A 13753-nucleotide genomic window follows, 5' to 3' on the forward strand; every position below is an offset into this window, starting at 1 on the left:
TCGCTCTCCGTCAACGGCACGGGCTCGGAAGGAATTCGGGGACGCATCCGGTACCTCATTCCTTCGCAAGGAAGTCACCGATCGTCTCGTCCGTGTGGTATTCGGGCTTCTCGTAGTAGTGCGGCCCGTCGTATATCTCGATCAGCACGCTGCGCTCATGGGCGAGCGTCGGGCCGTGCGGGTGGTCCTTCGGGTTCATGTAGAACGAGCCGGGACGCAGCCGCAGACCGGAGTCCGTGTACTCGTAGTCGCCTTCGAGGCAGTACATGAACTGGTTGGAGGCGTGTGTGTGCTTGGTCGGGATCGTGCCGCCCGGCTGGTACTCCAGCAGGGCGATGCTCGCTCCGGTCTCCGCGTTCTTGTGCAGGAAGTACTGGCGGAACCCGTAGTCCGGGTAGTCGATCCAGTTCTCCTCCTTGAGTTCCGTGGCGTGGACCAGAATTTCGAGCGACTTCACGGCCGCGGCGTCGATATCCACTTTCACTCCAAACCCGGGCGGCCCTCGGCCACCCATGCGTCGTATTCCTTACGGCTCTCCGGCGTGGCCGGGAAGAGCCCGAAGAGGGACCGGCCGCGGCCGATCTCCAGCGCCGCGAACTCCTCGTACGCGACCGCGTCGGCCGCCTCCGCGGCGATCTCCCCGGCCAGCAGGCGGGGGACGACGGCCACGCCGTCCTCGTCGCCGACCAGGACGTCGCCCGGGTACACGGCGACACCGCCGCAGCCGACGGGCTCCTCCAGAGCCACCGGGTGCAGGGCGATCGGGGTCGCCTTCGGGGCGTTGCCCCGGTGGAAGCAGGGCAGGCCGGTCTCCCTGATGGCGCCGGTGTCCCGGTAGCCGCCGTCGCTGACCACACCCGCGGCGCCCCGGTGCCTCAGCCGCGCCGCCATCATGTCGCCCATGGAGGCCGCCGCCGTCGAACCGAAGGCGTCGATCACGAGGACCCCGCCGGCGGGGCACTCCTCGATCGCCCGCCGGTGCAGGTTCTCGCTGCTCCCGTAGTTGGTGAGGGTGTCGAGGTCCTCCCGTGCCGGGATGAAACGCAGGGTCCGTGCGAAGCCCACCATCACCGGCTGTCCCGCTGCGAGCGGGACCACGCCGGCCATGATCACGTTGCGCAGGCCCCGGCGGAGCAGCATGTTGGCGACGGTGGCCGAACCGGCCCCGGCCAGTTGCTCGCGGACCGTCCGGGTCAGTTCCCCGCCGGTCACTGGAAGAACTCCAGCGGCGGACGGTTGCCCCACTGCGTGGTGTCGCTCGCCGTGCCGTTGAACGCGGACGGCCGGTGCGAGGCGTCCACCGTGTCACCGTCGGTGTAGTGCTCGATCCGGAAGCCGAACGGGTCCTTCCAGTAGTCGAAGATCTGGCTGCCGAGCAGATGGCGGCCGACCCCGACGTCGAGGGAGTAGCCCTCCTGGAGCAGGTAGTCGTGCGAGGCCATCACCGCGTCCATGTCGGTGACCTCGAAGGCGCTGTGATGCACCCCGGTCCAGTCCGACTGGAGGACGAGCATGAAGTGGTGGTCCACGAGCTGCTCGCCGAGGTCCAGCCGGACGAATGTACCGACGACGGGATCGTCCTCGCCGGGCGGCAGGAAGTAGTCCGACGGCAGGAAGTTGAAACGCTCCTGGAGCCAGGCCATGGACGCGTCGTGGTCCTTGACGTGGAGGACGAAGTGGCCGAGGCGGGCGATGGTGCACGGCGCGACGGACACGCGCACACAGGAGTTCACCCGGTTCTTGTCGCGGATGTTGTTCATCGCGAACGGCTCGCGGTCCGGGAGCGGTTCGGACTTCTCGCGGCCGTGGACGGCACGGATCTCGATGCCGTCCGGCATCGTCATCGCGACCTCGTGGCCACCGCCGGGCTCCGCCGACTCCCTTACGGGCGACGAGCCCGGCAGGGCGGCGAGCTCGACGAGGTCCTCGTACGCGGCGACCTCGATCGAGGCGCCGACGAAGCGCTGCCGGTCGCCCTTGCGGGTGACGTGGATGTGGTGCTGGGTGCCGGTGCCCCGCATGTACAGGGTCCGGTCATCGCTGCCCTCCGCCCTGGTCATCCCGAAGGCGGTGAGAAACTTCTCCATCTCCGCGAGGTCGGGCGCCTCATAGGTCACCTGGGCAGCATCGACTGCTGTGGCCACAACTCCTCCTGTGGTGGGTGGGGGGGTGGGGCGGCGGCCTGTGAGGGGCCGCCGCCGGGGCGCCAGGGGGCGGTCAGCGCCCCAGGATGCTGACGTCGTCAGGACCCACGAGGTCCGGCACGGTCCAGCCGTCCAGGTCGTACTCGTCCATGGCGCTCTGCGCGAAGTCCCGGCAGCGGTCGAGGAGACCGTTGCCCCGGGCGCCGAACAGGTTGGTCTGGCGCGTGACGTCGTTGCTGCCGATGTAGTTGATCTCGTACAGCTCGTGGCGGGCCCCGAACTCCGTGCCGATGGAGTCCCAGAGCATCTTCATGACCTTCACGCGCTCCACGGCGTCGATGCCGCCGGTACCGCGCAGATAGGTGTCCAGGTAGCCGCGGATCTCAGGGGTCTTGAAGTCGTTCGCATGGGAGTTGAGGTAGATCAGACCGCTGGCCACGACCTGCTCGATGATGTTCTTGATCTTCGGCATGGCCAGCTGGTTCATCACCCGGTACGCCCCGGCGAACTGCGGGTCGGGCTGGATCATGCCGCCCTTCCACGGCACCGCGCTCTTGGCCATCGCGTCCGACAGCGCCCAGAACGTGTTGCGCCAGGCGATGACCTCGCCGAGCTGGGACATGACGCCGTGGAACTGGCCGGCCCCGGTGACGTCGAGGGCGCGCGAGAGCATGCCGACCAGGAAGTCCATCTTCACGGCGAAGCGGGTGCAGCCGTGCAGGGAAGCCCGCTCCAGATAACCGGAGTGGATGTTGTACTTGTTGGCCTGTTCCAGGTCGTTGTGGATGAACGCGTTCTCCCAGGGGATGAACACGTCGTCGAGGACCAGGATCGCGTCGTTCTCGTCCAGCCGGCTCGACAGCGGGTAGTCGAAGGGGCTGCCCAGCGCGGCGGCGCGGTACTCGTTGGACGTACGGCACAGCAGCTTCACGCCGGGGGCGTTGGTGGGCATGATGAACACCGGGGAGTAGGCCGGGTCCTGGATGGCGACCTGGCCCACATGGCCGACGAAGGTGTAGTGGGTCAGCGCGGACCCCGTCGCGACGACCTTGGCGCCGCTGACGTAGAAGCCGGCGTCGGTCTCCCGGGTGACCCGGACGAACACGTCCTTGCCCGCGTCGGCACCGAGACCGCGGTCGACCGGCGGGTTCATGATGGCGTGGTTGATGTACCACGTCTTCTCCTGGGCCTTGCGATACCAGGCGCGGGCGTTGTCCTCGAACCCCCGGTAGAACTCGGCGTTGGCGCCGAGCGTGCCGAGGAAGCAGCCCTTGTAATCGGGGGAGCGCCCCATCCAGCCCCAGGTGATCTTCTGCCACTCGGCGATGGCGTCGCGGGAGGCCAGCTGCTCCTCGACGGTCTGCGGCGCCCGGTAGAAGCGGTGCGTGAAGCCGCCCCACTCGGTCGGGACGGTCAGGATGTCCTTGCGCGCCGGGTCGTGCAGGGCGTCGTACATCCGCGCGATCATCCGGGCGGAGTTCCGGAAGGCCGGGTGCTCGGCGATGTTCTCCACCCGCTCCCCGTAGATCCAGACCTCACGCCCGTCGTTCAGGCTTGCCAGATATTCGTCCCCGGTGAAGGGAATGTGGTCCTTGTTCGACGAAATACCTGCCGGATTGATTCCGCTGCCCTCATTCATACCCTGAAGCCTTTCCTCTCACCCACGGGAACGGGGCGTGCAACCGTCCCCGCACAGCCAATGAACGGGCAGCGATCAGGGAGGTCCTCACTGATTCGGAGCTGCCTCTTGGCGTCGAATTGCTGGGAACACTGACACGCAGCAACGGCGTGGGCAATAGGGGCAGGAGGGGCCGGAGATTGCGGCGCCGCGGCGGAGGGAAGCACGGGCGGCCGCCGGACCGGACCCATCAACACCGGCCTGAACAGCACGTTTTACTGAAACTTGAGAAGTGCGGGCGCGACCGGCGACAGCCGGAATGTGATGCGCATCACGCGAAATAGTGGCGATTTCGAGGGCCTGATTCCGCGAATGAACGGCGTGTGCCATACAAGCCCCAGAAGGGGGGTGAAAAGGTTTTTGTATGGCCCGCCATCATTATCCGGCGCGGCGGCGCGCGGCGACATCCTCGGTGGCTCCGAGCCAGCGCTCCATCAGAGGCGTCATCTCCGCCCCGCGGCGCCAGATGAGGGTGGCCTGCATGGAGGTGAGCCAGTGCGGCGGTTCGAGCAGCACCACGGAATCCCTTTTTTCACCGATGCGCCGTGTGACCGGGGCGACACCCAGACCCGCGGCCACGAATGCGACGGCGGTCTGCGGGGTGGAGACCTCCAGCACCTCGAAGGAAGCGTCGTCCTTCAGCGATTTCTCCGCCAGGTCGGGCATTCCGGAGAACGCCTCCAGCCTTCTCGGGAGAATCCAGCGCCCCCATCCCTTTCCATCGGGACGGTGTTCCTTCGCCCTGTGCCGCGGCACGGCGAGTTTGACGTCGATCTTCATGATCGGATAGCGCTCGCAGGATTCGGCCACGAACCCGGCGAACTGCTTGGGCCCGAAGGGAACACACCCCATGTCGAACCGGCCGCTGCGAACCCCCTCGACGATGACGTCGGGGGTGACGTCGCTCAGGCTGACGTGGGCGCCGGGAGCCTGCTCCAGCACCTCCGCCAGCACATCGGCGATGAGCTCGTTGATGACCATGGGTTCCACGCCGATGTGCAGGTCACCGACCGCACCCTCGCCCATCAGCCGGAGCGTCTCCGTCACCCTGTCCCGGTCGGCGACGAGCCGGCCGCCCCGCGACAGCAGATAGAGCCCGGCCTGCGTGGGGTGCACGCCTTTCGCCGTACGCTCCAGAAGGCGTACGCCGAGTTCGCGTTCCAGTTTGGCGACGGCGTGACTCACGGGCGGCTGTGTCATGTTGAGGTCCTTGGCGGCCTGCGATACAGAACCGGCCTCCACGACGGCCCGGAAATACTCGAGCTGGCGAAAATCCATGGGCTCTACATTTCACGGTGCCCGAAAGTTGTCAACCGGCGCCCCGACCGGCCGCTCACCTTTCACGAGCGGCCGGACGCGGTCCGGAATTCCATGGTTCCGCGGTACGTCGGCGCAGGACCGGAGTGGTGTCAGTGGCCCCGCCGCTGGACGTACAGGCGGTTGCCCTTCGGTCCTGTCCACTCCACCCGTACGACGCCGGGCACGGCGGCGTCGGGGAGGCGTGACGGGTTGGACCAGTGGCCGAAGTTCGGGTTGCGGAAGAAGGTCGCCCACAGATCGCCGTCGGCGTCCTCGAAGAAGTTGTTGTGGCCCGCGCCGACCCCGACGGTCCAGCGCTCGGAGTACGGGCCTTCGAAGTGGTCGGAGACGGCGGCAATTGCGTCGTACTGGTACTGCACCCGGCCGGTGCCGGCCGTGTCGTAGGCCTGGCGTGCGGTGCCGTCGGCCTCGACCGACGTCCGGTCCCAGGCGGCGTGGAGGAGGAAGTACTTGCCGCCGTGCTTGAACACGTACGCGCCTTCGAGGTACGGCTCCGGCGTGTAGGGGGTCTGCCGGAACAGGGGGAGGCCCGTCGGCGTGACGATGTCCTCCATGTCGTCGCGGAACTTCGCGTACAGGTGGTTGTGCAGGACGAGCCAGGCGTCGCGGCCCTCGCTGTAGAGGCTGCCGTCGATGTGGTGGTAGGCACCGGGTTCGATGAAGCTCGGTCCCCCGATGAACGACTCGCCGAAGGGCTTCTCCAGGTTTCCCTCGACGAGCCGGTACGGGCCCTCGACGCCGCCGTCGCTCACAAGCATGAACGAGCCGACCTTCCGGGAGTGGTCCCCCATGCACGCGACGATGTACCACTTCCCGCGGAAGCGGTGCAGCTCCGGCGCCCACGCCTGACCGCGCTTGCCGAACTGCTCGTCGTGCCAGTACTCCTGCCACGGTGCGACGACGGTGCGTCCGGGGCGGTTCTCGTCGGTGAACTCGGGCGACCAGACCTTGCCCTTCTCCGCGCCGGGCCGGATCCCGGTCGTGTCGGCCAGCTTCCAGGGCCCCTTGAGGGAGCGGGCCACCCAGACGAAGATGCCGTCGTTCCACGGGCCGGCCGCTTCGAGCCCGGGCACTCTGGTGGTGCCCGTGGCGACGTACAGCGGACGGCCGTCCACGACGAAGCAGTTGACGTAGGTGTCCCGCATCCACACCACGCCGCGCTCCTCGTCACGGGGGCGCAGCTCCAGCGGGAGCACGAAGGAGTTGTCCTCGCGGGGCCACAGGTCCTGCCGGATGTCGGCGCGGCCGTAGGGCTCGGGGTCGGGCCAGTTCGCCGGGTACCGCCGCTTCGCCCCGGCCCGGGCGGGGGCGGCCGAGGCCTGCGCCGGCGCGGCGGCGACGGGGAGCGCGGCGGCGGCGCCCACTCCGGCGGCACGGGTCAGCAGGGACCGTCGGCCCAGGGGCGGCCTGTTCTCGGTGCCGGTCATGTCGGTCACGTCCTCCGTTCGTTCGTCCGGGACGGCGTGCTCCCGGCATGTCGACGAGCATGCGAACGCCTGTTGATCTCCGTCAACGGACCATGGAATTAATCCGGAGTGTCCGGCTCGTCGGCATATCTGTGGTGCTCCACGTTTCCGCAGGTCGACGGGGTGCCGACAGGCCCCCGAAAGGCATCACGATCGAATAACGGCATACTCGGGGCCCGTCCGGGAACCTCAAATTCACCTCTGAACGTCCCCCTTTCCGGGTTCACCGGCGCGCGGCGGGGCCATGACCTCTGCACAGAACGGGGAGGGGACACCATGAAGCTGGGGATCGGCATCGGATGGCGGCCGGAGATCGCGGACGCCGTCGAGGCGCTGCCGGGGATCGACTGGGTCGAGGCGGTCGCGGAGAATCTCTGCGCGGACCATCTCCCCGAGTCCCTCGTACGCCTCCGGGAACGCGGGGTCACGGTCGTCCCGCACGGGGTCTCGCTGGGCCTGGGCGGGGCCGACCGCCCGGACCCCGACCGCCTCGCCGGGCTGGCGGCGCGGGCCGAACTGCTGGGCACCCCGCTGGTGACCGAGCACATCGCGTTCGTACGCGCCGGAGGGCCGCTCACCGCGTCGCCGGTGCTGGAAGCGGGCCATCTGCTGCCGGTCCCCCGGACCTGGGACGCGCTGGAGGCGCTCTGCGAGAACGTGCGGATCGCGCAGGACTCGCTGCCCGTCCCGCTGGCCCTGGAGAACATCGCCGCCCTGATCTCCTGGCCCGGCGAGGAGCTGACCGAGGGGCAGTTCCTGGCGGAGCTGGTCGAGCGCACCGGCGTACGGCTGCTGATCGACGTCGCCAATCTGCACACCAACCACGTCAACCGCGGCGAGGACCCCGCGACCGCGCTCGACGAACTGCCGGTGGAGGCCATCGCGTACGTCCATGTGGCGGGCGGCGTCGAGAAGGACGGCGTCTGGCACGACACGCACGCCCATCCCGTGACCCGCCCCGTCCTGGACGTGCTGAGCGAGCTCCGCTCCCGCGTCGACCCGCCGGGGGTCCTGCTGGAGCGTGACGACGACTTCCCGCCGGCCGAGGAACTGGCCGGTGAACTGACCGCGATCCGCTCCACCCTGGCCGCGGCGGCCACCACTCCGGGGGCCGCCCGGCGGCGACCCGTCCGGCACCCGGAGCCGGCCGTACGCACGGCCGGGGCCCGTGACCGGACCGCCGTGGCGCAGACCGCGCTGCTCTCCTCGCTCGTGGCCGGCACGCCCGCGCCGGACGGCTTCGACCACCGGCGCCTCGGGGTGCAGAGCCGCGCCCTGGCGGCGAAGCGGGCCGATGTCGTCGCCAAGGTGGCGCCCGAGCTGCCCGGGATCCTCGGCGACGGATACCGCCCGGCGTTCCTCGCGTACGCCAGGAACCGGCCGATGTCCGCCGGTTACCGCCGCGACGCCCTCGACTTCGCCGAGCAGCTGCTCATCGCGGGGCGCCCGGCCGACGACGCCGCCCGGCGGAGTCTGACCCGCTGGTGGCAGGAGCGCGCGGCGCCGCGCCCACCGCGCCGAGGTGCCCGACTGGTCCACGCCGCCCGTACCGCCCTTCTCGGAAAGTGATCCCGGTATGAACGCTCTCGCCCTTCTGCTGACCCTGGCCGTGACCGTGGTCTGCACGCTCCTGGTCGTCTCGACGCGCCGCGCCGCACTGCGGGGCGCCGACTCCGTCGCGTATGTGCACGACCTCTCCGAGGCGGCCTTTCTCAGCGGTGGCCCGGCCCGGGTCGTGGACACCGCCCTCACCCGTATGCACGCGGACGGGCGGCTGGCCGTCGGCGGTCCCGGCATCGTCGCGGTCCAGCGGGACGAGGCCCGTGACACCGTGGAGCGCGCCGTGCTCCAGGAACTGGCCGCAGCGCCGAGCGGGGCCCTGCACACCCTGCGGGAGGCGGTGATGCACCATCCCGCGGTGCAGGAGATCGGCGACGGACTCGCCGCCCGAGGGCTGCTGATCGCGCCCGGCGAGAGCCGGACCCGCCGCACCTGGGGGATGGCGCTGGGTATCTGGTGCATCGTGGGGTTCCCGGTCGCCATCGTGCTGACGATCGTGCAGTACGTCACGCTCGACGGGTACCCGGACCTGCCGTTCCCCTTCGTCGTGAAGGTGCTGCCCGCACTCGTGGCCGGAGCCGTGGTCGGTCTGGTCACCGCCGCGTCGGCCAGGGCGCGGCTCACCAAGGCGGGACGCAGGGCCGTCGACAGTCACCGGACGGCCAACGCCCACGTGACCGACCCGGCCCACCTGGTGGCCACCCGTGGGCTGTCCGCGCTCCCCGACCCGGAGCTCCAGGCGCAGTTGGTGGCCGCCGCCCGGGTACGGCCCACCGGGCGCCGCTCCTCGGTGTCCTCCTCCTCGTCCTCGACAGCGGGCGCGTTCGTGCCGGTGGTGTGGTGCGCCGGGGCGAGCCCCGGTGGCGGGAGCTGCGGCGGATCCAGCGGCGGGGGCGGCGACTCGGGGTCGGGCTCCTCGTGCAGCTCGGGGTCCTCGTGCAGCTCGGGATCGAGCTGCGGCAGCAGCGGGTCCAGCTGCAGCAGCGGCTCGAGTTGTGGCGGCGGGTCCAGCTGCGGCAGCAGTTCCTGAGAGCGCGCAGGAAGAACGCGCAGGAAGAAGCAGGCGTATGGATTCAGCCACCGATGACCGTCTGTGACTGAGATCGGTCCATATCGTGAACAAGGCATGGCGCTTCCCTGCCGGTTTCGCATAGAACTCGGCCATGCTCTGGGTCCTGCTTCTTCTGGTCGCGTGGGGCGCGGCCGCCGTCTCCTGCATCCGGCTGTGCCTCGTCACCGCGGGTGCGGCTCAGCGGCCGCCGGGTGCCGCGCGGGCACCGGTCTCCCCCGAACTCAATCTGTACGAGACGGCGTTCCTGGCCGGCGGCCCGCAGCGGGTGGCCGATCTGGCGCTGGTCTCCATGCATCTGCGGCGCCGGCTGCTGCTCGCCCACACGGGCTGGGCGACGGTCGTCGACCCGGAGGGCCGGGACGAGGTCGAGCGCACCGTGATCCGCGCGATCGGCCCGGAAGGGCAGTCCCGGATAGCACCCATACGGGCCGCTGCCGCGGCGGCCGACGCCGTACGCTCGCTCGCCGACCGCCTCGTCGCGGCGGGGCTCGCCGTACCGCACGGGACCCGGACGGACCTGGAGTCGGCGGTGCGGGCCGTACGGGGCGCGGCGGTGCTGGTGGTGGTCCTGGCGGCCACCGCCATGCTGATGCCAGGTCAGGAGACGGGCTACGCCGGCCCGGTGGCCGCCTGGTTCGGGCTGCCGCTCGTGCTGACGCTGGGCTGCCTGGCCATCGCCCGGGTGGAGAACCACCCGTACAGCCCGTGGGCCTCCCCGTCCGGGCAGCGCTGGCTGGACTCGCTGCCGGCCCCGGTGCGCGGCGCGGACCGCGATCTCCTGGCGGCGGTGGCGGTACGGGGCGTGGTGGCCCTGGAGGACCCGGACCTGCGAGCGGCCCTGCTGAGCGGGGCGCGGACGGTCGGCTGACGAGGCCGGCGCAGCACCGAGGGCCGCCCCGTCGGGGGCGGCCCTCGGTGCTGTCCTATCCAGTTGTGCGGCCCGGGACACATCGGCCGCACCGGCGAGGAGCGGCGGCCCGCGGAGAGGAATGGCTGACTCCCCCGCGGGCCACGACAGTTCGCCGGCCGTCGGCCGATGTGCACCCGGCACCGGACCCGGTGTCGCTGGAACGACGGGCGGCGTCACACGCGCCGTTGCCCGTCAACTGATCTTCCGGGTCGGGATGACCGGAAACGCTGGCTATGCGAGTCCGGCCACCAAGTCTGCGACGGACCTCCTGCGCCCGGTGTAGAACGGCACCTCTTCACGGACGTGGAGCCGCGCCTCGGAGGCCCGCAGGTGGCGCATGAGGTCGACGATGCGGTGCAGCTCGTCGGCCTCGAAGGCGAGGACCCACTCGTAGTCGCCCAGCGAGAAGGAGGCGACGGTGTTGGCCCGCACGTCGGGGTAGCCGCGGGCCATCTTGCCGTGGTCCGCGAGCATGCGGCGGCGGTCCTCGTCGGGCAGCAGGTACCAGTCGTAGCTGCGCACGAAGGGGTACACGCTGATGTAGTCGCGCGGGGTCTCGTCGGCCAGGAAGGCCGGCACGTGCGACTTGTTGAACTCGGCGGGGCGGTGCAGCGCCATGTTCGACCAGACCGGCTCGAGTGCGCGGCCCAGCTTCGTGCGCCGGAAGAGGTTGTACGCCTCCTGGAGCTCGTCGGAGGTCTCCGCGTGCCACCAGATCATCAGATCGGCGTCGGCCCGGAGACCGGACACGTCGTAGGTGCCGCGGACCGTGATGTCCTTGGCCCCGAGCTGGTCGAACAGCTCCTGGACCTCGTCGGCGTACCCGGCGCGGTCCACGGGAAGGACGTCCTTCAGCCTGAAGACGGACCACAGGGTGTAGCGGATGACCTCGTTGAGGTCCTTGGCCTTCTTGCCTGCGTTCGGAAGCTTTTCTGGCGCACTCATACGGCTATTGTCCCGCCTCGCTCCCGGTGCCCCGAACCCGGGTCGGCGTGTTGTCGATCTCTCCCGCGGCCGCACCCGTCAGGTCGTGGACGATCTCGTCGGCGGCGCGGTGCGCGCTCGCGATGCAGGCCGGGATCCCGACGCCGTCGTACACCGCCCCGCAGACCCGCAGCCCGGGCAGCTTGGCGACCTCCTCGCGGATCCGCGCGACCCGGGTGAGGTGGCCGACGGGGTACTGGGGCAGCCCGCCGATCCACCGGGTGACCTCGGTGTCCACGGGCCGGGCCGTCAGCCCGGCCGCGGCCTCGAGATCGCGCAGGGACGCGGCGACGAGCTCGGAGTCCTCGCGGTGCAGGTGCTCCTCCTCGCCGTAGCGTCCGACGGAGGTGCGCAGCACGAAGAGGCCGGGGGCCGCGTCGGCCACCCACTGCCACTTGTTGCTGGAGAAGGTGGCGGCCTTGATCGTGCGGCCGTCGACGGGCGGTACGAGGAAACCGGAACGCCCCCGGAGGGCCTCGGTCCCCTCGATGTCGGAGCGCCGGAAGGCCATGGTGACCAGGGCCATCGAGGCGTACTCGACGGCGGCCAGCTCGACCGAGGCGGCCGGGCACTCGGCGGCGAGCAGGGTCGAGGCGGACCAGGCGGGGGTGGCCAGGACGAGGGCGTCGGCGGCGATCACCCGGCTGTCGGTGCGGACGTCCCAGCCGCCGGCGGTCCGGGTCAGGCCGAGCACCGGGGTCTCCATGAGGATCTCGGCGCCCCCGGCCCGTACGGCGTCGGCCACGGCGTCCGGGAGCGTGCCGATGCCTCCCGCGATGCCCTGGAAGACCGGTCCGGTCAGCTGCCGGGCGGCGGCCCTCTCCTGGATGCGGAGTACGCCGTCGAGGAGCGGGCCGCCCTCCTTCACGGCCTCGAAGAGCTGGGGCACGGCGGCGCGCATCGAGATGCGGTAGGCGTCTCCCGCGTACACCCCGCCGAGCAGCGGCTCCACGAGCCGGTCGACGACCTCGCGGCCGAGCCGGTCGGCGACGTAACTGCCGACCGCGACGTCGTCGCCGACGGCGGTCGGGGTGAGGTCGCGCTCCTCGGCGATCCTGGCCAGGCCCTCGGGCGAGAGCACACCGCTGAGCGCCGACGGGTCGCCCGGCACGCCCATCACATGGCCCTTGGGCATGGGGCGCAGGGCGTCGCGGGTCCAGACCGAGGCGGTGGCGGTGGCGGGCGGCTGGAGCCGGTCGCCGAGCCCGGCCGCGGTGGCCAGCTCGACCGCCTCGGGCCGGCGCGCGAGCATCGACTCGGCGCCGAGGTCGACCCGGGTGCCCGCGAGGTCGCCGGTCATCAGCTTGCCGCCGAGCCGCTCGGTCGCCTCCAGGACCGTGACCCGGAGACCGGAGGCCAGCAGCCGGTGGGCGGCGGCGAGTCCGGCGATGCCGCCGCCGATGACGACGGCGTGGCCCGTACGTGTGGTGTCGCGCTGAAGAGAACGCTGCATGGGTCCACTCTCTCAAACCCGTCCCGAGTCCCGAACGTGACCGCTTCGAAACCCCTGGCGGGAAACCCGCACAGGGGCCCCGTACGTCGAACCGGCACCATCGACAACGGCCCTGGGGGGACGCTCATGCATTTCGACCGACACACGGACAGTCATCCACCCACTCGCACCGGCCGCCGCTCACGCGTGCTGGCGGCCGCCGGACTGCTCGTGGTGCTCATGGCCACCGGTGCGTGCGGCAGCGGCTCCGACAGCGGCGCGGAGGGGTTCAAGTCCGCGGCGGACGGCCCGGCGGACAGCAAGGCGGGCCCCGCGGCCGACACCGGTGCCGGGGAGGCAGCGCGGAAGCCGGCCGCCGACGCCGCGTCCTCGGCGCCGGACCCCGGCTCCGCGGTCGCGGTCCACGTCATCCGCACGGCCACCCTCGCCATCGAGGTCAAGAGCGTGCCGAAGGCCGTCGCGGCGGCCCGGAGCACCGTGGAGGACGCCGGAGGCCTCGTGGCGGAGGAGACCACGGAAAGGGTCGACGACACCCACGACGTGTCCCATCTGGTGCTGCGCGTGCCCCAGGCCCGGTACGACGAGGTGCTGCGCGGCCTCACCGGGTCGGGGAAGCTGCTGTCCCGCACGTCGAACGCGAAGGACGTCACCGGGCAGGTCGTCGACGTCGAGAGCCGGATCGCGACGCAGCGGGCGAGCGTCGCACGGGTCCGCGACCTGATGGACAAGGCCGAGAAGCTCACCGACGTGGTGACGCTGGAAGGCGAACTGAGCAGTCGGCAGGCCGACTTGGAGTCGCTGCTCGCCCAGCAGGCGTCGCTGAAGGACCGTACGACACTGGCGACGGTCACGCTCGAACTCAGCGAACCCGAGGGGAGGGGTGACGATTCCGAGGAGGAGGGCACCGGTTTCCTCGACGCTCTGCGCGGCGGCTGGGACGCCTTCGTGACCATGCTGCGGTGGATCGCGGTGGCGATCGGCGCCACGGCTCCGTTCCTGGCCGCGGCGGCCGTCCTGGTGCTGCTGTGGCGGCTGTTGCGCGGCCGGCTGCCCCGGCGCCGTACGACGCCGTCCCGGCAGACCGCTGAGGCCCCTGCGGTCCCGGAGACCCCGCCGGCCCCGTAGGAGCCGTAGCGTGGGCCCCTGACCTGTAGGCGACGGCGAAG

General features: G+C 70.7%; 12 protein-coding genes. 4 read left to right on the forward strand and 8 right to left on the reverse strand.

What is annotated here, in order from left to right; genetic code table 11:
- Positions 1-55: 55 nt before the first annotated feature.
- From ACIRD8_RS12705 to ACIRD8_RS12730, 6 genes are all read right to left on the reverse strand, one after another.
- Entirely contained in the window at positions 56-478 is a 423-nt protein-coding gene (locus ACIRD8_RS12705; protein ID WP_403989556.1) for a cupin domain-containing protein, read from the reverse strand.
- A gap of 2 nt (positions 479-480) precedes the next feature.
- The gene (locus ACIRD8_RS12710) at positions 481-1212 is read right to left on the reverse strand and encodes a dimethylmenaquinone methyltransferase (RefSeq protein ID WP_403989558.1); all 732 of its coding nucleotides are present in this window, start codon (positions 1210-1212) and stop codon (positions 481-483) included.
- Positions 1209-2144: a VOC family protein gene (locus ACIRD8_RS12715; protein WP_403989560.1), complete on the reverse strand. Its 936-nt coding sequence runs from the start codon at positions 2142-2144 to the stop codon at positions 1209-1211. Before ACIRD8_RS12715 ends, ACIRD8_RS12710 begins: the two co-directional genes overlap by 4 nt.
- A 73-nt stretch (positions 2145-2217) precedes the next feature.
- A complete protein-coding gene (locus ACIRD8_RS12720; protein ID WP_403989562.1) occupies positions 2218-3783 on the reverse strand; it encodes a 4-hydroxyphenylacetate 3-hydroxylase N-terminal domain-containing protein in 1566 nt (521 codons plus the stop codon).
- A 417-nt stretch (positions 3784-4200) separates the two neighbouring features.
- Positions 4201-5100 carry a LysR family transcriptional regulator gene (locus ACIRD8_RS12725; RefSeq protein WP_403989564.1) on the reverse strand — a complete coding sequence of 300 codons (900 nt, stop codon included), beginning with the start codon at positions 5098-5100 and terminating at the stop codon, positions 4201-4203.
- A gap of 131 nt (positions 5101-5231) precedes the next feature.
- On the reverse strand, positions 5232-6569 hold the full coding sequence (locus tag ACIRD8_RS12730) for a family 43 glycosylhydrolase (RefSeq protein ID WP_403989566.1): 1338 nt from the start codon (positions 6567-6569) through the stop codon (positions 5232-5234).
- A gap of 315 nt (positions 6570-6884) precedes the next feature.
- Between ACIRD8_RS12730 and ACIRD8_RS12735 the strand changes: the two genes are divergently transcribed.
- The 3 genes from ACIRD8_RS12735 to ACIRD8_RS12745 all read left to right on the forward strand — a co-directional run bounded on the left by ACIRD8_RS12735 (position 6885) and on the right by ACIRD8_RS12745 (position 10108).
- A complete protein-coding gene (locus ACIRD8_RS12735; protein WP_403989568.1) occupies positions 6885-8177 on the forward strand; it encodes a DUF692 domain-containing protein in 1293 nt (430 codons plus the stop codon).
- Positions 8178-8184: 7 nt separating this feature from the next.
- Positions 8185-9198 carry a TIGR04222 domain-containing membrane protein gene (locus ACIRD8_RS12740; RefSeq protein ID WP_403989570.1) on the forward strand — a complete coding sequence of 338 codons (1014 nt, stop codon included), beginning with the start codon at positions 8185-8187 and terminating at the stop codon, positions 9196-9198.
- Positions 9199-9331: 133 nt separating this feature from the next.
- Entirely contained in the window at positions 9332-10108 is a 777-nt protein-coding gene (locus ACIRD8_RS12745; protein ID WP_403989572.1) for a TIGR04222 domain-containing membrane protein, read from the forward strand.
- Positions 10109-10381: 273 nt separating this feature from the next.
- Here the strand turns inward: ACIRD8_RS12745 and hemQ are convergent, their stop codons facing one another.
- Both hemQ and hemG read right to left on the reverse strand, forming a co-directional pair.
- Positions 10382-11095, reverse strand: coding sequence for a hydrogen peroxide-dependent heme synthase (gene hemQ, locus ACIRD8_RS12750; RefSeq protein WP_403989574.1), 714 nt, complete (start codon positions 11093-11095; stop codon positions 10382-10384).
- A 4-nt stretch (positions 11096-11099) separates the two neighbouring features.
- A complete protein-coding gene (gene hemG / locus ACIRD8_RS12755; protein ID WP_403989576.1) occupies positions 11100-12587 on the reverse strand; it encodes a protoporphyrinogen oxidase in 1488 nt (495 codons plus the stop codon).
- Between the two features lie 126 nt (positions 12588-12713).
- On the opposite strand from hemG, the gene ACIRD8_RS12760 reads away from it, so the two are divergent.
- Positions 12714-13712: a DUF4349 domain-containing protein gene (locus ACIRD8_RS12760; protein ID WP_403989578.1), complete on the forward strand. Its 999-nt coding sequence runs from the start codon at positions 12714-12716 to the stop codon at positions 13710-13712.
- Positions 13713-13753: the final 41 nt, after the last annotated feature.

Source organism: Streptomyces sp. NPDC102451 (genome assembly GCF_044765485.1).
In the GTDB taxonomy this organism is placed as follows: domain Bacteria; phylum Actinomycetota; class Actinomycetes; order Streptomycetales; family Streptomycetaceae; genus Streptomyces.